Source organism: Polyangium jinanense (assembly GCF_028435265.1).
Taxonomy (GTDB): domain Bacteria; phylum Myxococcota_A; class Polyangia; order Polyangiales; family Polyangiaceae; genus Polyangium; species Polyangium jinanense.
This window is the reverse complement of record NZ_JAGTJK010000089.1, coordinates 1-21,627: the sequence shown is the minus strand read 5'-3', so window position 1 is coordinate 21,627 and position 21,627 is coordinate 1. Positions and strand designations below refer to the sequence as shown.

Below are 21,627 nucleotides of genomic sequence, written 5' to 3'. Positions count from 1 at the left end.
AATCTCTCAATCGATCGACGTCTCGCCGCGCAGATACGCAAGGGGCCCGAACAGCGTGTAAAGCCGCGAGGTCTCCTCGACGCGCGTGAACCCCGCGGCGCGCATCAGCTCGGGCAGGCGCCCGTCGAGGTTGTCGCGGAGGTGCCCGACACGTCGCAGGGCGCCCGCGGCGAGCTGGCCTGCCAAAGAGCGCGGCGGGCCGAGGTCCGCCACGTGAAGCTCGCCGCCCGGCGCGAGGACACGCGCCATTTCGCGAAAGGCCGCCGTCTTGTCGGCCAGGGAGAGGTGGTGGAGCACGAGGCTCGTGACCACACGATCGAACGAGGCGTCGGGGAAGGGGAGGCGCTGGGCGAATCCCTCGCGGAGCTCGACGTCCACGCCCGCGGCCGCGGCCTTCTGGCGGGCCATGGCGAGAATCTTCGGGTCGCCGTCGAGGCCGACCACCACGGCCTGGGGGATCCGCTGCTTGAGCAAGAGCACGAGCGTGCCCGTGCCGGCGCCGACGTCGAGGACGCGGTGGCCGGGCCGGACGTCGGAAAGGTCGATCAGGCGCTCCTTGAAGGCGCGCTCGCGCGTCACGGCGCGGATGAACGGGTCGTAGAAGCGCGTGAGCGCGCCGTGTCCGAGGGCGTGAATGTAGGGCTGTTCCGTGTGCATCGGCGTGGCTCCTCCTGAGGGTACGCCCTGCCGACGCACGGTGGGCGCGCTTATTACAGCTCTTTTCCGGCCGCCCCGTCGGCGCGCTGCCCGGCGCTCGCGTGGGGGCCAGGGCGGGCGCGGCGTTCGGCCTCGATCCACGCGCGCGCCTCGCGCTCGTCCGCGAGGAAGACGAACGGCACGTGGGTCTTGTGGCGCCAGAAGAGCCGCACGGCCTTGATGGCCAGCGTGGCGAGGACGCGCTGCGAGAATCCGCCGCCGATGAGTACGATCCCCCGCAAAAACGCGCGGGCGTCGCGCTCGGAGAGCAGGCGCCGGGCCTCCGGCGCGATGCCGTCGAGGTGCGTGAGGTCGACGAGCCAGAAGATCGGGCCCTGCTTTGCGTGGAGCTCGATCACGTCGAGCGCGGTCGCGAACTCGTCGCGGGAGATGGGGCCGACGGCGCGGGTGTGGAGCAGATCGGGCGCCTCGAAACGGTTCCAGTGCGTGCCGACGCGTTCCCAGGTATCGTCCATGCGCTCCCACGTCCATCCATCGTTCCCGGCACGACGCAAGTCCATCCGGGACGAGCTTCAAACAATGCCACATTCAGCCTTTGTTTTCGCGCGCCACCTCGTCCCCATCGCCGCCGCGCTCGCCTCCGTGCCCCCGACGCGGGCCTCGTGGCTCCTCGCCGGCGCCGCGCTCGTGAGCGCCTGGATTCCCGGCAACGCCGGTCAGGTCGTGAGCGCCGTTTCGGGAAACAAGCCCGTCGATCGAGGCGCCCTCTACCGCTTGCTCGGCGCCTCCGCCGTGACGCTCGTGCTCGGCGCCGCGGGCTTTTTCAAGGTGCCCGACGCTTCGGCCGTGGCCCTTCCCACGGCGGTCTTGGGGCTCGTCGCGCTCAGCGCCTCCGTGCTCGGGTGAGCAGCGGGCCGTCGCTCGCCGAGACGGCCGCGGAGGCGGCGGCCACGCCGGAAGAGCAGGCGGTCCTGTACCCGCACGGCGGGGTCCCCATCGGCGAGCCGACGAACCTCACCGCGGGCCAGCAATGGGAGCGGGACCGCGTCGCCGAGCAGGTGAACACGCGCGGCCAGATGGCCGCCGCCGGGTACGTCGTAGGGCTCGTGATCGAGTCGTCCGCCGCGCTCTTCGCGGCGATGGTGTTCGCCGCGATTATGGTCGCCTCCGAGGCGCCGTCGTTTTGGGCCTGGGAAGGGGCCGGCGCGTTTGCGCTCGCGTTCGGCGCCGCGGGCGCCGCCGTCGCGCGGGTTTCTTCTTCCGACGAGGGGGAGCCTTTGACGGCCTTCGGTGGCGTCCTGCTCATCGCCTTCGTGGCGATCGCAATCGCGGTGGCGAACGGGTGGACCGTCATGCTCGCGGGCGCACCGATGGTCGTGCTCTCGATGCTCGTCACCATCATCCGGCCCGCGCGCCATCGCCGCGCCGTGGACATGATCCTCTGCCTCGTCGCGATTGCGACGGGCGTGGGGGTCGCCTTCTTCTGAGACATCCGGTCCGGGCTTCCTGAGCCCCGCGCCCCCTGCGATTTTAGGCCCGAATTTCCCCGAGCCGCTCGGCGACCCAGGCCGCCTCGTCGTCGAGCCCCGCACCTTCGTAGAATCGCTCGAGCGCCTCGTACCGCCGGATCACGTCGAACCCGATCGCGTGCTGAAGCTTCCGCAGGCACACGGGGCAGACGTGTTGCGGGCGCGCGTCGGCCTCCTCGATGTGGTTCGACCCATTCATGAGGCACGAGAAATAAATGCAGTGACGCAGGCCGAACATGTGCCCGACCTCGTGGACGAGCACCTTGATCATGCGGCGCAGCACGAGCTTTTCGTCGCCGGGGTGGAAGGGCTCGTCGTCGAAGGCCGGGTCGTACCGCGCGAAGCTGAAGACGCCGACGCGGTGGCGCGGCGTGGCTATGCCGAATACGAAGTTCCAGGACTCGTCGGGATAGAGATCCTCGCCGGTGATGGCCGCGAGCGCAAACACGTCCGGGGGCAATCGTTGCTTCAGGAAGGCGAGGATGTGCGGCGTGTAGAGCTGGACCTTCCCCGTGTGCGGGTTGATGCGCGTCCGCATGCCGACCTCCGCGAGCGGGACGCGCGGGAGCAGGCGCGCCGGCAGAGCATAAAAAGCCTCGAGGGCGTCGCGGAGGAGCCCGGGCCGCGGAATGCCCGGTCGCGCCGGCACGCCGAGCGGGAGGAGCGCGAGCGTGCGGCGAGTTTCGTCGGGGACGAGCGGCTTTTCCGCGACGAATTCGGCATATTTCTGGCCGCGTTCGGGGTGGCACGCGAGCCAGTCGCCCTCGGCCGGCTGCGGCATGGGCTCGAATCCCGCGCCCGAGAGCGCGCGGCGGAGCTCGGGCGAGACGCTTCCGAGGGGGCCGAGCGCGACGATCTGGGCGGGCGTGAGGCGAGGAGGTGCGGTCATCGAGCGCCGACAGGATGCTACACGAGGCACGGCTATCGACAACCCCTCGGGCGTGCGCTGCTTCGAGCTTGCTTTTCAGTTCCCCGACGCGAGTGACATCCGGTAGGCCGTCCCGTATCCTGCCCAGGATGCCTCCGCGCCAAACCCGCTCCTCCTCCCTCGTCCCCACGTTGGCCGCGGCGCTCCTCCTCGCGGGGTGCGCCGCCTCCGGTCCCTCCTCGCCGGCCGAACGTTGCCCCGAGGCACCCGCACAGCCCGCGCCCGCCGCCGCCGCGCCCGCGGCACCCGCGGCCGATGGGCCCATGGAATTCGAGAAGTATGAGCTCGTTTTGCTTCGCCGGGGCCCGCGGGCGAACGAGATTCCGGAGGCCGAGCTCGCGGCGATCCAGAAGGCCCACATCGCGCACCTCGACAAGATGGCCGAGGAGGGGGCGATCGTCGCGGCCGGGCCGTTCGATGACCAATCCGACGACTCGTTCCGCGGCCTCGCCCTCTATCGCGTGGGCTCCGTGGAGGAGGCGCGGGCGCTCGCCGAGCAGGATCCCGCAGTGAAGGCCGGTCGATTGCGCGTCGAGGTCATGACCTGGATGACGGCCAAAGGATACGTGACGTTCCCCAAGGCGAAGCCGCGGAAACCCTGACATGAGCGCGGGACGAGCAAAAAAAACGGCCCTCGCCGGGCTCGTGGCGGCCTCCGCGCTCGTGAGCGTTTCGGCCTCGGCGCAGGAGGAAGAGCTCCCCGGCGTCGAGGATCGCCGGTATGGCCTCGCCAGCGTGAACATGTTCCTCCGGTACACGCAGGTCCGCGATCCCGAGGCCATGCACAATCTGTCGAGCCTCCTCATGGGCGGGCTCTCCGCGCGTGCCCTGTATGGGAAGCGGATCGCCTATGCGTTTGGCCTGGGGCTCGAATTCGGCGCCGGCGGGGCGCCGGGATTCGGGTTCGGGTTCGAGCTGTATCCGGCCGGCGTCGCGGTCGCGATCGGGCCGTCGGGGTACTTCGGTGTCTTCGGCGGGATCGGCGTGAATGGCGTGACGGCGCGCGTGCCCATGACACTCGTGCTGCCGGCCGAAGTTCGGCTGGAGCTCGACGTGACGAAGCGCGCGCGGGTCGGAGCACTCTTCGCGGTGGGATGGACGCCGGCGGACGACGTGCGGCAAACCCGCGCGGGGCTTTTCCCGTTCGTCGACGAGAACACGATGGCCCTCACGGCGCGGTTCGGGAAAACGTTCGAGAAATACGGCAACTTGATGGGCCGCGGCTATTTCTTTCGCCTCGAGCGGCGCGAGCAGATGCGGACGGTTTCTCTCGGGCTCGTGTTCGGCTGGGAGCTCGAGGTGGCGAATTGATCATCGATCGTCGAAGCCGAGCCGGCCCGGGTTGACGGGCAGGATGAGCGCCGGCGGCCACCAATCCACGCCGATCGTCAAGCCGAGAACATGCAGCTCCACGCCCTCCGTCAGGCCGAGCTTCACGCCCGCGATCCACGTGTCGAATTGCACGCCCGTGCCGCCGCTCGTCAGCGATACGCCGATCGGCCCGCGATAATCCTTGCCGATGGCCGTCGACGGTAGATCGACCGGGATGTTGCAGCGCCGGAGCATCTGATCGACGTAGGTATTGCTGTTCGGGCCGGGCATCGGAAAGTAATCGGGGTGCTCCTCGTTGTACCGCGGCGTCTCCTCGTCGAGGCATTCGACGATCTTCCGGATCGAGCCCCGATCCTTCTCGACGAGGCCATGGAGCGCCACGTCCCCCTCGCCGAAATAGTCGAGCGGCCGCGACGTCGTCTCCTTGAATGCACGCGAGAGCAGCTCGTACCGGAGCAGCGAGCGGCCCTGATCCGCGACGTTCACGATGATCCAGGCGTGCCGCGCCACCATCGTGATCGGCTCGGGCATCTCGCCGCTGAGGACGGCGACGTAAGGTTTGTCCGCGGGCGGCAAGGTGGTCGGGCGTCGCAGGACGACACAACCAGCGCTCGACGTGAGCGCGGCCGCGGCGAGCGCGACGTGGGCGAGGAGGCGGGCTTGGTTCACACGAACCTCACGCGCGCGAGGGTGGCTTCGTCGAGCTGGTAGAGGGCGTCGAGCAGGTTCATTTGCAGGCTGCCAGGGCCTTGGCTGCGCTCCGCGGCGATCTCGCCCGCGACGCCGAGCACGGCCATGGCGTGCGCGGCGGCGACGAGCGGATCGGGCTCCACACCGAGGAAGGCCCCGACGAGCGCGCTCGCCGTGCATCCGAGGCCCGTCACCCGCGTCATCATGGGGTGGCCGTTGCGGATGCCGAGCAGCTTGTCGCCGTCGGTCACGTAATCGATGGCGCCGCTCACCACGACCACGCATTTGTAGGTCTGCGCGAGCTGCCGCGCCGGCTCGATCGCGGCTTGCGACGGCTCGGTGCTGTCGACGCCGCGCGTGGCCTTCGCGTTCACGGCCGCGAGGGCGAGGACCTCGGAGGCGTTCGCCCGGATGACCGTGGGCCCGATCTGGGCGAGCTGATCCGAAACGCGCGTCCGGAGCGGCGTCGCGCCGACCCCGACCGGATCGAGCACCCAGGGTTTGTCGAGCTCGTTCGCGCGGCTGGCGCAGAGCCGCATCGCCGTGATCCACGGCGACGAGAGCGTTCCAATGTTGATCACGAGCGACGAGGCGATGGCCACGAAATCCTCGACCTCCTCGGCCGCGTGCACCATCGCCGGCGCGGCGCCGAGCGAAAGGAGGGCGTTCGCCGTGGTGTTCATCACGACGTAATTCGTGATGTTGTGCACGAGCGGTTTGCCCGCCCGGACCTTCTGCACCGATTCCCAGACTGCGCGCGCGTGATTTCCCATGGCCTGCCGCCTGCTCGAAGGGCCGATAGTTTGGACAACCGGGTGCGTCTGTCAACCTAGCATTCGGGAATGCCGACGCTCACGTCGATGCTCGTGTCGACGGGTGCTTCGAGGACGTGGACGGCGAGGCCGCCGCGCGCGGTCTCCTTGTACTTTTCCTTCATGTCGGCGCCCGTGTCCCGCATCGTCTTGATGACCTTGTCGAGAGCCACGAAATGGCGGCCGTCGCCGCGGAGCGAGAGGCGCGCGGCCTGGATGGCCTTGATCGCGGCCATCGCGTTGCGCTCGATGCACGGCACCTGCACGAGTCCGCCGATCGGATCGCAGGTGAGGCCGAGGTTGTGCTCCATCGCGATCTCGGCCGCGTTCTCCACATGGGCGGGGCTGCCGCCGAGGACCTCGCAGAGCGCGCCCGCCGCCATCGAGCAGGCCGAGCCCACCTCGCCCTGACAACCCACGTCCGCGCCGCTGATCGAGGCGTTCTCTTTGTAAAGCACCCCGATCGCCCCGGCCGTGAGCAAAAATCGGACGACGCCGTCGTCCGTCGAGTGGGGGATGAACCGCCGATAATAATGGAGCACGGCCGGGATGATGCCCGCCGCGCCGTTCGTCGGGGCCGTGACCACGCGCCCGCCGGCGGCGTTCTCCTCGCTCACCGCGAGCGCGTAGAGGCTCACCCAATCCATCGCCGTCAAGGGATCTCGCAGGCCCGCCTCGGGGTTTTCGAGCAGATTCCGGTAAAGCCCCGGCGCGCGCCTTTGCACGTGCAGGCCCCCGGGCAACGTGCCCTCCGTGCGCAGGCCGCGCTGCACGCAGGCCTGCATGACCTGCCAGATGCGCAAGAGCCCCGCCCGCGTCTCCGCCTCGGGCCGGAAGATCGACTCGTTCGCGAGCATCAAGTCGCTGATCGAGAGTCCGCGCGCGGCGCAGGCGGCGAGCAGGTCCGCGGCCGTGCGGAACGGGTAGGGAAACCCAGCCTTCGGGGCCTCTGTCGGCGTGTCCGCGCCCGCCTCGGGGTCGTCGACCACGAAGCCACCGCCGACCGAATAATAGACGCGCGTGTCGAGGACCTCGCCGTCCGCGTTCGTCGCGGTGAATCGCATGCCGTTCGGATGGAACGGCAAGGTTTTTCGGGAGAAGAGGATCTGGGAGGGCAGCGCGAAATCGATCTCTTTGCGGCCGAGCAGAGCGAGCCGGCCCGTGGACTTCACCGCGCCCACGTACGCCTCGACGCGCTCGACATCGACCCCGTCCGGCGTTTCGCCGCGGAGGCCGAGGATCACGGCCTTGTCGCTGCCGTGGCCCTTGCCCGTGGCGCCGAGCGAGCCGAAGAGCTCGGCCTTCACCTTGGCCGTTCGTTCGAAGAGCCCTCGCTGCTCGAGTCCCAGGGCAAACGTGCGCGCGGCCCGCATCGGCCCCACGGTGTGCGAGCTCGACGGTCCGATGCCGATCTTGAACAGATCGAAGGTGCTGATGGTCATCGCGGGCGGAGTGTACTCCCGTTCAGGACGCGAGGTGGGGCGAAGCGCGGGGAGGCGTCACCTTCGCCGCGCCCAGGCAGGCTGTTCGTCCGGGCCCCCCATCCGAGGAGCGCTGGCAGGAGGGCCCGGTCGAGGCGCTGTATATCCGCGCCAAACCCTTGTTTGTCGCGTGGGGAGGCGTGCATGTGCCCAAAACGGCGGCGGCGAACAATGGCGAGAACGTGAAGAACAAGGCAGGCGAGATCGACCCGGACGTGACTTTCCGATTCCTGGCAAAAATCGAGAAATCGTCCTGAACAGCTCGTTTTTCCGCCCTAGCATGATGAGCGGACGTCCATTAAAGCTGGATTCATGGCTCGGGTTGGGGTCCAGGGGTCAGCGGTCGAGGGCTGCCTCACCGGCGGCGGGGAGATGGGCGCTCTGATGCGCTCGTTCGACTGGTCGCGGACGTCGCTCGGCCCGGTCGCGGGCTGGCCGACGAGCCTCAAGACGATGGCGGGCGTGGTGCTCAACACGCGCTTTCCGATGCTGATCTGGTGGGGGCCCGATCTCATCCACGCGGTCTACAACGACAGCTACCGGCCCTTCCTGTGCAACAAGCACCCCGCGTCGCTCGGCACGCCCGCGAACGAGGTGTGGGCCGAGATCTGGGACGTCGTCGGTCCCATGGCGCGCGGCGTGCTCGAAGGCGGGCCCGCGACGTGGAGCGAGCATCTGCTGCTCTGGATGCAGCGGCGCGGGTTCGTCGAGGAGACGTACTTCAGTTTCTCGTACAGCCCGGTCCCGCGCGATGACGGTCGCGTGGGTGGCGTGCTCGTGACCGTGCACGAGACGACCGAGCAGATCCAGGACGACCGGCAGCTCCGCATGTTGCGTGATCTCGCGGCGCGCGCCGCGGATGCAAAATCGGCCGAGGATGCATGCCGCACAGCCGCCGAGATCTTCGCGACGAACGAGGCGGATCTGCCGTTCACGTTGCTCTACCTCGCCGACGGGCGCGAAGGCGAAGCGCGGCTCGTCGGCGAGAGCGGGCTCGCCCGATACGATGGCCCGGCCAAACCCGCGAGCGTGCCGATCCGGGGCGATACCTCGCAGGCCGCGTGGCCGCTCGCCGAGGCGGCGCGCACGGGGCGCGAGGTGCTCGTGGACGACCTCGCCGGAAGGTTCGGCGCGCTTCCTGTAAGCCGCTGGGGCAGCCCGCCGGAGCGCGCATTCGTCCTGCCCCTCGTGCGCACCGGGCAACCCGAGCCGTACGGCTTCCTCGTGGCCGGCATGAGCCCGCATCGTTTGCTCGACGACCGGTACTGCGGGCTCTTCCGGCTCTCGGCCGATCAGGTCGTCACGACGATCGGCAACGCGCGCGCCCACGAGGAGGCGCGCGCGCACGCCGAGGCGCTCGCCATGATCGACCGCGCGAAGACGGCTTTTTTCAGCAATGCGAGCCACGAGCTGCGCACGCCGCTCACGTTGATCCTCGGGCCGGTCGAGGACGCGCTCGCCTCGGGCACGGGGACGCTCGGCGGCGAGGCCCTGCGGTGGGTGCATCGGAGCACGATGCGGCTCGCGAAGCTCGTGAACGCGCTGCTCGACTTCTCGCGGATCGAGGCCGGCCGCATTCAAGCCGCGTACGAGCCGATCGATCTCGCGGCGCTGACGATCGATCTCGCGAGCGCGTTTCGTTCGGCCTTCGAACGGGCCGGGCTCGCGTTCGACGTCGACTGCACGACGCTCGAGGAGCCGGTCTTCGTCGACCGCGACATGTGGGAGAAGATCGTGCTGAACCTGCTCTCGAACGCGCTCAAGTTCACGTTCGAGGGGAAGGTGCGCGTGGCCCTGCAGGCGGTGGGGAACCACGTGGAGCTCACGGTCGAGGACACGGGCACGGGCATCGCCGAGGACGAATTGCCGCGGCTTTTCGATCGGTTCCATCGCATCCAGGGCGCGCGGTCGCGCACGCACGAAGGCTCGGGCATCGGGCTCGCGCTGGTGCAAGAGCTCGTGCGGTTGCACGGAGGGCGCATCCAGGTCGCGAGCGAGCTCGGCAAGGGGACGAGGTTTTCCGTGGTGATTCCGCTCGGCGCGGCGCACCTGCCCGCCGATCGCGTTCGCGCCGAGCCAGCGCCGGCCTCGAGTCGGTCCGGCGTGGTGGCGCCGTACGTGGAAGAGGCGTTGCGGTGGCTGCCCGGCGCGGACGCGGATGGCGACGAGGCGCCGATCTCGGAGCGTTTCCTGCCGGAGTCTTCGATCGGCGCACTCGCCCCGAACCCGAACGCGCGCATCCTGCTCGTGGACGACAACGCCGACATGCGCGCGTACGTCGGGCGCATTCTCGGCGAGCATTGGAAGGTGGAGGCGGTCGCGGACGGCGCGGCGGCGCTCGAAGCCGCGCGCGCGTCGCGACCGGACCTCGTGCTCACGGACGTGATGATGCCGAACCTCGACGGCTTCGGCCTCTTGCGCGCGCTGCGCGACGACGCGTCGCTCTGCGACGTGCCGGTGATCATGCTTTCGGCGCGCGCGGGCGAGGAATCACGCGTCGAAGGTCTCCAGGCGGGCGCGGACGACTACCTGCCCAAGCCGTTCTCGGCGCGCGAGCTCGTGGCGCGGATCACGGTCCACCTGCAGATCGCGGAGCTGCGGATGAGCGCGGTGCGGGAGCGGACGAAGATGCACGCGCTCTTCATGCAAGCGCCGGTGGCGATCGCGTCGCTGCGCGGGCCGCGGTACGTCTTCGAGCTGGCGAATCCGCGCTACGAGGTGATGGTGGGCAAGGAGCACCTGGTGGGGCGTGCGTACGCCGAGGTGTTCCCCGAGCTCGCGAATCACCCGATCATCGGCATCATCGACCGGGTGTACACGACCGGCACGCCGTACGTGACCGACGAGGAGCGGCTCGACATCGATCGCGGCAGCGGCCACGTGGAGGAATCGTACTTCAGCTTCAACCTGTGCGCGGTGCGCGGTGAGTCCGGGAAGCCGGAGGGGCTCTTGTGCGTGGCCATCGACGTGACGGATCGGGTGCGAGCCCGCAAGCGCCTGGAGGACGCGATGAAGGAGCGGGGGGAGCTGCTCGTGCGGGAGCAGGAGGCGCGGCGGCAGGCGGAGTCGGCGAACCGTTCGAAGGACGAGTTTTTGGCAATGCTGGGGCACGAGCTGCGCAATCCGCTCGCGCCGATCACGACGGCGCTGCACTTGATGCGGATGCGCATCGGCGACGCGGGCGCGCGGGAGCGAGCGGTGATCGAGCGGCAGGTGAAACACCTGACGCAGCTCGTGGACGATCTCCTGGACGTCTCGCGCATCACGCGGGGCAAGGTGGAGCTGAAGAAGGAGCGAATCGAGATCGCGGAGGTGGTGGCGAAGGCGATCGAAATGGCGAGTCCGCTCCTGGAGCAGAGGCGGCACCATCTGACGGTCGAGGTGCCGTCGCGGGGGCTCTTGGTGGACGGGGACGGGACGCGCCTCGCGCAGGTGATGTCGAATTTGCTGACGAACTCCGCGAAGTATACGGAGTCGGGCGGGCAGATCGCGGTGGAAGCGGAGCGGCGGGAGCGCGACATCGAGATTCGGGTACGCGACAATGGAATCGGGATCGCCCCGGACGTGCTGCCGACGGTGTTCGAGTTTTTCGTGCAGGATCGGCAGGCGCTCGATCGAGCGCAGGGAGGGCTCGGGCTCGGTCTGGCGATTGTGCGGAATCTGGTGACGATGCACGGGGGGACGGTATCGGCGCGGAGCGAAGGGAAGGGGAGGGGGAGCGAATTCACGGTGCGGCTCCCGGCGGCGGCGGGGCTCGCGGAGGTGGAGGCGGCGCGGGCGCGGGTGAGGGCGCCGATGAAGGCTCAGGGCGGGGGCGGGCACCGAGTTCTGGTGGTGGACGACAACGAAGATGCGGCGGCATTGCTGGCGGAGTCGCTGGGGAGCTTGGGGTATCAGACGCGGGTGGCTTCGGATGGTCCGTCGGCCTTGCGGGTGGCGGAGAAGTTTCGGCCGGACATTGCGCTGCTCGATATCGGTTTGCCGGTGATGGATGGGTACGAGCTGGCGCATCGATTGCGGGAGCGGCCGGAGCTCACGAGGTTGCGGTTGATCGCGGTGACGGGGTATGGGCAGGAGTCGGATCGGTCGCTCTCGCGCGAGGCAGGGTTCGACGCGCATCTGGTGAAGCCGGTGCAGTTCGACCGGCTGGCGGGGCTTTTCGAGGAGATGTTCGGGCAGGAGGGGGAGGCGGAGTAGCCGCAGCGGCAGCTAAAACGCCGTGAAGAACCGGCTTCGCTTCGTCCGCGCGCTCTGTCGCGAGCCCTCCCCTTCCTTCTTGTCCGACCCGAGCGCGACGCCGAGGACGAACGAGCCGCGGAAGAAGTATTCATCCTCTTCCAGCCGCTGTCCCGTCGAGATGTGCTGCCAGGTGACCCCGTGGGGTGTGAAATCGACCTGCAAGCCAATCACGAAGAAATCGAGGATGAATGCGGTGCGGAGCCCGGTGGTGAACGCGACGTCGTGGTTGTCGACGATCTTGTAATCGGGCACGTTGACGGTCTGGAGATCGAGCGGGAAACGCGCGCCGAAGAAAGGCCGGAGCTCGAAGATGTCCGCGAACTTGATGGACCAGCTCCCGTGCACCGCCGGTCCGAGGTACCGATACGTGCCGAAGGTGCCTGCGTAGTTGACGCCGTAATCGAACGTGCCGCCCAGGCAGATGGCGTCGAGGACCCGGAGTTCCAGCGTGCCGCCGACCCCGGCCTCGGTCCCGGCGCCGCCGTGGACCGTCGCGACGAACCGATGGCCCTTGTCACGAGCCGAAGCCGCGGGCAAGAGCGCGAAGAAGCCGAGCAGCGCGGACGCGATTTGCGCAAATCGAAGTCGAGTCATGGGAACACCTCCATCGGGCCATTCGTTCCGGGATGTGGAAAGGAAGCTCGTCCCAAGAATGGAGGTGGGCGCGACCCCAGCGACGCTCATCCGACGAGCCGTGGAATCCGGCCGACGAGAGGCGCTCTGGGGACGACGAGGCGAGGGTGGTGCGGCGGCCGAGATACCGGCCGGGGAGATCATTTCATCACGTCACCTCGACGTAGGTCGCGGGCCGGGGCTGCTTTTCCGCCAGAAAACACGGGAGCTCGACGATGGATCGGGTCCCCTCGGGGGAGGATTCGAGCCGCAGGGCGGCGCCCTCGTATTTGAGCTCGAGGCGCCTCCGGACCGAGCGCAGGCCGAACGCGCCGGAGCGTGGGGGCGCCTGGGGGATTCCGGGGCCGTTGTCCTCGATCGTGCAGACGAGGCGCGCGGCGGCTTCGTTTTTGGCGGGGGTCACGACGGCGCGAACGAGCACGGTTCCGCCGCCGCCGCGCCTCCGCAGGGCTCCATGCTTGACGGCATTCTCGACGAGCGGCTGGAGGAGGAGTCGCGGGAGGAGGGCGTTCTCGGCGGGGCTCTCGATCTCCCACTGGAAGCGGAGGGATCCGGCGTGGCGCGATTCGAGGATGTCGGCATAACGGCGGAGCCACGCGATCTCCTCGTCGAGCGTCTGCATCTCGTCGGCGTCGTGGAGTGCGTCGCGGAGGAGATCCCCGAGGCAAGCGAGGAGGCGGCGAGCTTCGCGGGGATCCTGCGTGACGAGGCCGGCGATGGCGTTGAGGGTGTTCAGGAGGAAATGGGGCTCGAGCTGGGCGCGGAGATGCGCGAGCTCGGCGGCCGCGCGGAGCTTTTCGGCTTCGAGCTTGAGCTTTTCGGTTTCGAGGGCACGGAGGCGCGCATCCTCGGCCGCGAAGGGATACACGAACGCGAGGGCCCAGACGGCGCACATGATGAGGCCATAGACAACACCAAAGGCCGCGAGGATGCTGTAGGGGGCCCTGCGCTCGGGCTGCATGCCGAGGCTCGGGAAGCTCAGGGCCACGTAGACGATGGCCAAGGTGGACGTCGCGCCGACGACGGCAGCGACGAGGAGGCTGACGAGGAGGGTTCGCCCCGAGGCAAGTCGTCTCCGCGTGGCCCAATGGAAGCTGGCGGAGAGGGCAAACATGAGGAGAGGGATGGTGACGAGGAGGAATGTAATGCGGAGGGCGATGTCGCTTTCGGGCTGGCGGCTGACGGCGGAGGGGAGGATCTGGAGGACCATGACGCCGAAGACGACGGCGGTGCCGACGGCCCAGCGTCTCCAGCCGAAGAATTGGGTGTAGAGCGGGGAGGTGCTCACCACGTTGTCGGGCTCGCGCATGACGGGAGAGTAGACTGGCGGGGCCCCGGTTCAAGCGCTGGCGCTCCATCTTGCAGACTCGGCCGTCGGCACGGTGAAATGGAACGCGCTGCCATGTCCAGGTTTGCTCTCGACCCAGATCCTCCCGCCATGCGCCTCGACGATCCCCTTGGCGATCGCCAGACCCAACCCTGACCCGAGCCTCGCGGTCTCCTTGGCCTGCCAGTAACGCTCGAAGAGGTGGGGCATCTGCGCCTCGGGGATGCCAGGGCCGGTATCCGAGACGCAGACTTCGATGTTGCGCCCCGAATGACGGGCGTGGACCGTGACGATCCCCCCTTCCGGCGTGAACTTGATCGCATTGCCCAAGAGATTCGAGAGGACCTGCATGATCCGATCGTGATCCGCGAGGATTCGCGGGAGGTCGGGCTCGAGCTCCTGCACGACGTGAATCGACCTCGCCGCGCTGAGGGCCTCGATGGATTCGCAACAGATGTCGATGATCGCCCGAACATCATGGACGTCGGGCTCGACGGTGAAGGTCCCCGACTGGATCTTGGCAAAATCCAGAATGCTCATGATCAACCGTTGCATGACCATGGCCGAGCGGTCGACGCTGTCCGCTATCTTCGACAACCGAGCCTTTACCTCCGGATCGATGGTGCGAAGTTTCTTCAGCAAACGCGCGTTCATGAGGATGGCCGCGAGCGGGTTTTTCAGATCGTGCGACACGATGGCCACGACGTCTTCCCGCGTTCGAATCGCCTCACGGAGCTGTGTTTCGATGTTCTTTCGCGCCGTGACGTCGCGGATGATCGCGGTGACCTGCAGCTCGCCGTCGACGATCCCCGGGCTCAGGGAAACGTCGATGGGAAACTCGCTCCCGTCTCTTCGTGCCGCGTAAAGATCGAGGCCCGCGCCCATCGGACGAGCGTGAGGATCCGTGACGTATTCGGTCCTGTGACCGACGTGCCGTCCCCTGCACCGCTCGGGGAGCAACATCTCCACCGGCTGCTCGATCACCTCTTCAGGCTCGTAGCCGAACAGAGATTCGATTTGCTTGTTCACGAGCTTGATGCGCCCCCGGGCATCGACCACCACGATCCCGTCGTGCGCGCTCTCCACGAGGCTTCGATAGCGCCTCTCGGCGACCTCACGCGCGCGCTCCGCCCGTTTTCGCGCGCTGATGTCGCGAACGAAGCTCAAGAGCCTCCCGTCCGGGCAGAATTTGGCGCTGATCTCGACCGGCAGGTAATGACCGTCCTTCTTCCGCAGGTCCCATTCGGCGACGTCGACGGTTCCAGGCTCGGAGAGGCGCCTCGTGGCCGCCTCGAAACGCGACGTGGCGTCGGGTGGAATCATGTCGAGGAGCGCTGTCCCGACGAGCTCGTCCCTGGAAAAACCAAGCATCCCGCATCCTGCGCCATTCACGTCGATGCAGCGCCCCTCCGTGTCGGTGACGAAGATCCCGTCGGCCGCGAGCTCGACGAGATCGCGATACCTCTGCTCGCTGCGCCGGAGAGCCTCCTCGCTCGTTCTCTTTGCAGTGATGTCCTCGTACACCGCGACGAGGACGAGCCCGTGCTCGGGGTGGCAGAACTGCGACGCCGTGGCCCGACACCAGAACGGCGTTCCGTCCTTCCGAACGTTCTGGATCTCGTAGGTCCCGACGTTTTGCGCGAGAATGGTCGACACGAGCCGGCGCGCGACCTCCTGCGAGCCTCCGGGGACGTCTTCGGAATTCAGGATCGAGACGTGCCTCCCGATGAGCTCTCCGGGGGCATATCCGAACATGGCTTCGAACTTAGGATTGGCGTGAACGATCGACCCATCGGAGGCCTTCACGAGGCACGCTCCTTCGGCCATGTTGTGCAGGATCTCCGCTTGAAGAGCCACCTGCTGTGTGCGCTGCTCGACCCGCCTCTCGAGCTCCGCGTTGGCCTCTTTCAGCGCCTCTTCCGCGAGCTTTCTCTGCGTGATGTCCTCGACGAACATCAGAATTCCGCCGATCGCGTCGCCGTCCTCGTGCCAGGGACGAACCTCCCACCGAATCCATGTGATGGTGCCATTGGCTCGCTCGAAACGATCCTCTTCGCAGCGCTCGACCGCGCCGGCGAGACAGCGACGGTGCACCTCTTTCCAGCGTTCTGGTACCTCGGGGAAGACCTCGTAATGAGTCTTGCCGACGCATTCCACCTTCTCCAGGCGAAAGTCGGAGATCCATCGACGGCTCACCCAGAGGTACTTCATGTCGCGATCGAACATCGCGACGGCTCCGGAGGCGTGGTCGATCATGAGCTTCAGGTGATAGGCGGCCTTCTCCCGCGCATCGTCCAGTCGATTGAGCTTCTCCGAGGTCCGCCATATGATGGCGGACAGGATCGTCGTTCCGAATGCGACGACGACCGCGAGCGAGAAGCTCAGATCGAAGAACTGGCGGGTCCCCCCGAGCTGAACGAGGAGGCCCAGCATCACCAGCGTCAGGATGGACGCTGGCAAAAGTCGTTTTGCCAAGAGGCCACCGGACTTGTCGCTCACGAAAACGGACATGACACCGACGTGAGGTCGAGCGAAAAGCAGGCCGAGCGAGAGCAGCGTGAACGCAACTTCGGTGTGGATCGCCACGCTGGAGTGGTAGAAAACCGCGGCCATGACGCGGGCGTCGTAAAGAAATCTCAAGAGACCCAGCATGGAGAGGAACAGGCAGAGGAGAATGGGGACTTGCCACATCCAACTCCGGCGCTTGGAGAGCTGCATGGCGATGAGCGAAAGGCCCAGCGACATGAATTTCAGAGCCGTGATCGGCGCCATTCGCCCCGGCGGGGTCTGAAATGAGGTGGATTCCCGATCGGCGACGAGCGCCTCGTCGATACGAAGATCGAGCCCCCCCAGGTACTCGGCGAGCGTCGCGGCGCCCAGGCACGTCACGAGGCCTCCGCAGAGCAAGAGGAGAATGTATCTCTCTTTCGAGCGAACCTTGGCCGTTTCCTCGGCGTGAAGCACGAGGAGGGCGAGCCCCATCGACGCGAAGGAAGCTGCCGTGTTCACCTTCATCGCCGGGTAGCGCATCACCATGCGCTTCAGCACCTCCACATCGAAGGCCCAGCCCATCATCACGAGCACCGCGATCACGAGCACGACCCCCCCGAGTGCCATCGACGCTCTCTGGTAGGATGAGACGAGCCGGCTGCAAGATTCGGTGTCGCCCTTCGTGCCCATCCCCTCTCCCCCTCGCAATGAACTGCTGCTCCAGCTATCCAGGAACACGGTTGTCGTCCGCGCGACAGCGAAAGGACGATCGCTGCCGTGCGAAGAACACGGTCAGCCCGCCCGTTTCCTCGCCGGGACCCATCCGGACCACCGGAGACCAGCGCTCGAGCGCCGCAGGCCGCTCGGGTCTCGTACGGAGGTTTTGGGGTCGCTTCGACATGACCGGTACGGTATGTCGTAGCACGTCGGTCGTTGTCGTATCGCCGATTTGCCCGCTTCTGGGGCGCGGATGCGCTTGCTGGCGATAGCGGGACGGTTCAGGTCGCTGCTCTGCGCGACGTTGGGGAGGACGATTCCGCTCGCTTGGCAGGCATCGGAGCAGACGAGGCGACTGCGGGAGAACGAGGACGCCGAAGGGCCGACGTCAGTTCGGCGTTGGAATGGTCACTTGACAGTTCTTCGCGGGCGTCAACCACTTGATCGCATTCAGCCAGAACAGCTCGAGTTGGTATTCCGGGTGCTCCGTCCATTCACTGTCGTACGTGATCCATTCGTCGCCCCACATGAGCACGTGACCGCTGCCCACTTCCTGGGCCTTGAGCAGGTCGTACCCTTGTTCCGTGGCGAGCGTCTGCCCCGTCCCCTCGACCGGATACCCATTGTCGACGCCGATCCTCGTCACGCCGTTCGTCACGGGATGGGTCACCCAGTTCGTGACGGGGATGGTCGCTCCCCCGTTCTTCGGGAGAATTTGCTGCGCGCCATAGCTCATGCCGAAGGCTCCGAGCAACGTATTCACGTTCGTCCGCTCGGTGGGGTCGGCATACCCGATGAGCGTCATGAAGCCGCCCCCCGCCTTGACCCACTCGCTCAAGGCCTCGACCTCGGCGGCCGAATACGTCCGGCCGAGCTCGCTCAGATTCTGCGCCACGATGACCTGATATTTGTCGAGCAGGTCTTTCGTGAGCACCTGGTCGTTCAGGGAGACGGCCCCGTTGTCGCTTCGGGCATCGAGCCACGAGGCGAACACGTCCCCATTGCCCCAGACGCCGGCCAGCCCGAGCGTCGCGATGCGCAGACAATCGCAGATGCCGTCGTTGCCCACGTCGACGTTGTCGATCGTCCCGTCGTTGTCGTTGTCGATGCCGTCGCAAACCTCGGTCCCGCCGCCGCCACCCCCCGTGCCATTCCCCGCGCCCCCACTTCCGACGAAAGCTCCCCCGACGTTGTCGCCGCCTTGTCCGGCGCCGCCTTGTCCGGCACCACCTTGTCCCGTACCGGTCGCGCTCGAGCTTGCGCCCGATCCGCCGGTCGATGTCCCGCTGCCTTGTCCGCAGCCAGAGGCGAGCACGAAAATGACGGTGGCGAGCTGAAGGGCATAAGAACGTTGCATTCCCGTAGTATAATCGGTCGTGCGTCCGGCGCGCAATCCCGATTCGGGGCAAGGGTCGTGCTGTCCTCCGAAGCAGCAGCATGCTCGGGCCTCCTGCTCTCTTGCCCCCGCGCGAAAGCTCGGCGAGCATGCCTTCCATGCGCAGGCAGAGCGCCCTCCTCGGCACCGTCCTCCTCTCATCGCTCGTCCTGGCGATTTCCTGCGCTCCTTCCAGCGGCACTCCCGATCCGCCCCCGAAGACCGCAGCTCCCGCGGACGATCCCACCCGCGCCCGCATCTTCGCCACCTTGCCTCAATCCAAGCTCGAGCTCGCCCCGGCCGAGACCGTCCTGAAAGGAAAACACCGCGGCAAGGAGATGGCGGATGGCAGCGAGTGCGAGGGGTGCCACGCCGACGTCGCCGCTGCCTTCCGCGGCAGCGCGCATGCGTTCGCTTCGTTCAACAACCCGGTTTACCGGGCCGCCGTCGATCGGTTCCGCGCCGACGTCGACCACGCGAAGAGCAAGTTCTGCGGCGGTTGTCACGACATCTCCCTCCTCGTCGACGGCGGCATGGACAAGGCCATCGAGCCCTCGGATACCCGCGCCCACGCCGGGATCGGGTGCCGCACGTGCCACGGCATCGAGGAGGCGCGCATCGATGGAAACGGGAGTTATACGCTCACCGCCGAGCCGTTCCCCCTGCCCACGAAGGGCGACCCGAGGAGCATCGCCGCGCATAAAGCCCGCGCCGCGAGCCCCGCGCTCCGGACGACCGCGATCTGCGCGAGCTGCCATCGCGCCTTCTTGAACGAGGGGACCGGGAACGCGCATCACCTCATCGGGCAGGACGACATGACGCCGTGGCAACAATCGGTGTTTGCCGGCTCGCGCGTGCACGCCCTCGACGAGGAAGTGCCCGAGCAGGATTGCCGGGGCTGCCATATGCCGCGGATCCGTGCCGACCGGGGAGATCCCGCGGCGAAGGACGGGAAGATCGCATCGCACGCATTTCTCGGCGGGCATACGTGGCTCGCGGCGATCCGGAAGGATCCGGACGTTCTCGCGAAGACGCGCGCTTTCCTCGAAGGATCCGTCTCCATCGATATCGCCGCCGTCATTGGCGCGGATGGGCATCGGACGCTGCCCGCGGACGGGGCGCCCATGACGGCGGGCGAGCGGGTCGTGCTCGCCGTGGCGCTGCGCAATGAGCGCGTGGGGCACAGGTTCCCCGGCGGGACGATGGACGCGGCGGATGCGTGGGTCGAGGTCGAGGTGCGGGACGCGAACGGCGCGCTCGTGGCCGAGGCGGGGCTCGAGCACGAGGCGACGGGCGACGATCCGACGGCGCATCGGCTGCGCGCATTGCAGGTCGGCGACGATGGAAAACCGCGGCTCGAACGGCAGACGGAGCAATTTCGGGCGCCGGTATTCAATCACACGATCCCGCCGCGGGGCGCACAGGTCGTCGAATACGGGCTCGAAACGCCCGTCGGCGTGGCGTTCCCGCTCCGGGTGATTGCGCGATTGCGGCACCGGACGCGGAGCCTGCCGGTGTTTCACGCGGCGTGCGAGGCGTCGAAGAGCGAGCGCGGGAAGGCGTTCCGCGCCGCGGGATTCGATCTCGACGGCTGCACGCCCGAGCCCGTGACGAAGGTGGCCGAGACCGAGGTATGGATCGGTCCGGGATCGGCCGGGCGGAAGCCGGAGAAACCGGGCAAGCCGACGTGGCGAAGGCTCTACGATCACGGGCTTGGGATGATCGGGGCGCTCCAGGAGCGGCGCGACGAGGCCGGGCCGAGCCTGGTCGCGGCGCTTGCGGAGGCCGAGGCCACGGGGGAGGCGCGGCCAAAGGCGGTGGTGATGGCGGCGCTCGCCTTGCTCGCGAGTCGGCAAGGGCGCGTGGACGAGGCCATGGGTTGGCTCGACAAGCTCGCGCCACTCGCGCCGGATCACCCGGCGATTCCGTATCTGCGCGGCGAGGCGCTCTCGCAGGTATGGCGATTCGAGAAGGCGGCGCCGCCGCTCGCCGAGGCGGCCGAGCGCGCGCCGGGCGATGACGCGGCATGGGTGATGCTCGCCGTCGCGCGGGGGAGCGCGGCCGATGCGCGGGGCGCGCTTTGGGCGGCGCGGCGAGGGCTCGTGGTGCAGCCGCGGGATCACGATCTTTTGCGCGTGCAGGCGCTCTCGCTCGCGGCGCTGTCGGCGCCCGAGGCCGAGGTTTCGGCGGCGTGGGAGGCGTGGCAGAAGGTGCGGCCCGCGGACGTGATCCCGCGGGTGAAGGCGAAATGCAGCCGCGACGTGCCCGGATGCGCGCTCGAGCGGAGCCCGGTGCACGTGCATCCGCTTCGAATGCGGCGTTAGAATATCACCTCGAGCGAGAAATTCCGAGATTCCGCCGCCCACGCAGAGGATGCGGCCGTACTCGTTCGCGCGGCTCGGGCGTTGCATGCCTTCGCCTTGGAGGTGGAGAATGCCGATCTGGATGCAACGCAAGCTCGTGGGTGGGTTGGCTCTTCTCGCAGGGCTCGGTGCCTCGGGGCTTTGGCTTCGTTCGGCGATCGCGCAGCCGGAGGGATTCTCTTGGGTCTTCGGGATGAACGGTTACGTGCCTGCGGGTGCGATTCCCGGCGGCTCGGAGCCTGGGCGCGTTTTGTACATCTGCCACGGGTGGTACGAGGGAGGGCTGCACCCGGGAAAGATCGTGGGACAGAACTGCAACATCGGCTGGGGAGGGCGAGAAGTTCTCCTCAATGCGTACGAGGTCCTCGTGGGCGATCCGGGGCGCGTGCAGTGGGTCGACGCGAGCAACGGGTGGATCCCGCCAGGGGCTGTGTCGGGCGGTTACGAGTCCGGTCGTCCCAGTTTGTACATTTGCCGGGCGCAATACCGCGGCTGGCAACCCGGAAAGGTCGTGGGAGAAAACTGCAACTTCGGATATGGCGGAGACGAGAAGCTGTCCCCCTCCTACCAGGTCCTCACCGCACACTAGGACATCGATCGGTTTGCAACCGCTCGATGTCCTAGCTCTTTTGTCCCGAGGGGGACGCCTCGCGTCCCCCTCTCGTCCGGGCAAAGCCCGGCCGATTCACCCCCCGAGGGAAGATCGCTTCGCGATCTTCCGAGCATCGAACCGGTCGATGCTCTAGGGGCTTGCTGCCATCGGTCGCCTCCAGCGCGTGGCGCGCGGCGCGCATCGCTACGCGAGGCGCGTCCACGTCGTGGCGGAGGGCGCGGAAACGTGACGCGAGGCACGTCCACGTCGTGGCGGAGGGCGCGGAAACGTGGCGCGAGGCGCGTCCACGTCGTGGCGGAGGGCGCGGAAACGTGACGCGAGGCGCGTCCACGTCGTGGCGGAGGGTGCGGAAACGTGACGCGAGGCACGTCCACGTCGTGGCGGAGGGCGCGGAAACGTGGCGTGACGCGTGTCCGCGCCATGGCCGCGCGACGGGCAACG

17 protein-coding genes are annotated in these 21,627 nt (G+C 67.7%); 7 read left to right on the top strand and 10 right to left on the bottom strand.

Annotated features, from left to right (window positions below; all coding sequences use genetic code 11):
* Positions 1–6: 6 nt before the first annotated feature.
* Together KEG38_RS52045 and KEG38_RS52040 are read right to left on the bottom strand one after the other, a co-directional pair.
* The gene (locus KEG38_RS52045) at positions 7–657 is read right to left on the bottom strand and encodes a class I SAM-dependent methyltransferase (protein WP_272428401.1); all 651 of its coding nucleotides are present in this window, start codon (positions 655–657) and stop codon (positions 7–9) included.
* A 53-nt stretch (positions 658–710) separates the two neighbouring features.
* Entirely contained in the window at positions 711–1,172 is a 462-nt protein-coding gene (locus KEG38_RS52040) for a SpoIIAA family protein (protein WP_272428400.1), read from the bottom strand.
* Between the two features lie 64 nt (positions 1,173–1,236).
* Here KEG38_RS52040 and KEG38_RS52035 point away from each other — a divergent pair, with 64 nt between their 5' ends.
* Positions 1,237–1,563, top strand: coding sequence for a hypothetical protein (locus KEG38_RS52035; RefSeq protein ID WP_272428399.1), 327 nt, complete (start codon positions 1,237–1,239; stop codon positions 1,561–1,563).
* Entirely contained in the window at positions 1,560–2,144 is a 585-nt protein-coding gene (locus tag KEG38_RS52030) for a hypothetical protein (RefSeq protein ID WP_272428398.1), read from the top strand. Before KEG38_RS52035 ends, KEG38_RS52030 begins: the two co-directional genes overlap by 4 nt.
* 43 nt (positions 2,145–2,187) lie before the next feature.
* On the opposite strand, the gene KEG38_RS52025 is transcribed toward KEG38_RS52030, so the two are convergent.
* Complete coding sequence (locus tag KEG38_RS52025) at positions 2,188–3,075, bottom strand: archaemetzincin (protein WP_272428397.1); 888 nt, start codon at positions 3,073–3,075, stop codon at positions 2,188–2,190.
* Between the two features lie 128 nt (positions 3,076–3,203).
* Between KEG38_RS52025 and KEG38_RS52020 the strand changes: the two genes are divergently transcribed.
* Both KEG38_RS52020 and KEG38_RS52015 read left to right on the top strand, forming a co-directional pair.
* Positions 3,204–3,716: a YciI family protein gene (locus tag KEG38_RS52020; RefSeq protein WP_272428396.1), complete on the top strand. Its 513-nt coding sequence runs from the start codon at positions 3,204–3,206 to the stop codon at positions 3,714–3,716.
* Position 3,717: 1 nt separating this feature from the next.
* Positions 3,718–4,425, top strand: coding sequence for a hypothetical protein (locus tag KEG38_RS52015; RefSeq protein WP_272428395.1), 708 nt, complete (start codon positions 3,718–3,720; stop codon positions 4,423–4,425).
* Here KEG38_RS52015 and KEG38_RS52010 read toward each other — a convergent pair whose 3' ends face one another.
* The 3 genes from KEG38_RS52010 to KEG38_RS52000 are packed head-to-tail and all read right to left on the bottom strand — an operon-like array spanning position 4,426 to position 7,390.
* Positions 4,426–5,115 (bottom strand): DUF3750 domain-containing protein, encoded by a 690-nt coding sequence (locus tag KEG38_RS52010; RefSeq protein ID WP_272428394.1) that lies wholly within the window; start codon positions 5,113–5,115, stop codon positions 4,426–4,428. It lies immediately after the preceding gene.
* A complete protein-coding gene (gene thiM, locus KEG38_RS52005) occupies positions 5,112–5,909 on the bottom strand; it encodes a hydroxyethylthiazole kinase (RefSeq protein WP_272428393.1) in 798 nt (265 codons plus the stop codon). Before thiM ends, KEG38_RS52010 begins: the two co-directional genes overlap by 4 nt.
* A 56-nt stretch (positions 5,910–5,965) precedes the next feature.
* Complete coding sequence (locus KEG38_RS52000; protein ID WP_272428392.1) at positions 5,966–7,390, bottom strand: L-serine ammonia-lyase; 1,425 nt, start codon at positions 7,388–7,390, stop codon at positions 5,966–5,968.
* A 351-nt stretch (positions 7,391–7,741) separates the two neighbouring features.
* Here KEG38_RS52000 and KEG38_RS51995 point away from each other — a divergent pair, with 351 nt between their 5' ends.
* Positions 7,742–11,626, top strand: a complete 3,885-nt coding sequence (locus tag KEG38_RS51995) for an ATP-binding protein (protein WP_272428391.1) — start codon at positions 7,742–7,744, stop codon at positions 11,624–11,626.
* 12 nt (positions 11,627–11,638) lie between these two features.
* On the opposite strand, the gene KEG38_RS51990 is transcribed toward KEG38_RS51995, so the two are convergent.
* The 4 genes from KEG38_RS51990 to KEG38_RS51975 all read right to left on the bottom strand — a co-directional run bounded on the left by KEG38_RS51990 (position 11,639) and on the right by KEG38_RS51975 (position 18,192).
* Entirely contained in the window at positions 11,639–12,262 is a 624-nt protein-coding gene (locus tag KEG38_RS51990; protein WP_272428390.1) for a hypothetical protein, read from the bottom strand.
* A gap of 187 nt (positions 12,263–12,449) precedes the next feature.
* Positions 12,450–13,610 (bottom strand): sensor histidine kinase, encoded by a 1,161-nt coding sequence (locus tag KEG38_RS51985; RefSeq protein ID WP_272428389.1) that lies wholly within the window; start codon positions 13,608–13,610, stop codon positions 12,450–12,452.
* A 30-nt stretch (positions 13,611–13,640) separates the two neighbouring features.
* On the bottom strand, positions 13,641–16,745 hold the full coding sequence (locus tag KEG38_RS51980) for a PAS domain S-box protein (RefSeq protein ID WP_272428388.1): 3,105 nt from the start codon (positions 16,743–16,745) through the stop codon (positions 13,641–13,643).
* Positions 16,746–17,223: 478 nt separating this feature from the next.
* Complete coding sequence (locus KEG38_RS51975) at positions 17,224–18,192, bottom strand: type 1 glutamine amidotransferase family protein (RefSeq protein WP_272428387.1); 969 nt, start codon at positions 18,190–18,192, stop codon at positions 17,224–17,226.
* 137 nt (positions 18,193–18,329) lie between these two features.
* On the opposite strand from KEG38_RS51975, the gene KEG38_RS51970 reads away from it, so the two are divergent.
* Positions 18,330–20,534: a multiheme c-type cytochrome gene (locus tag KEG38_RS51970; protein ID WP_272428386.1), complete on the top strand. Its 2,205-nt coding sequence runs from the start codon at positions 18,330–18,332 to the stop codon at positions 20,532–20,534.
* Between the two features lie 121 nt (positions 20,535–20,655).
* Positions 20,656–21,162, top strand: coding sequence for a DUF3421 domain-containing protein (locus KEG38_RS51965; protein ID WP_272428385.1), 507 nt, complete (start codon positions 20,656–20,658; stop codon positions 21,160–21,162).
* Positions 21,163–21,627 lie beyond the last annotated feature (465 nt).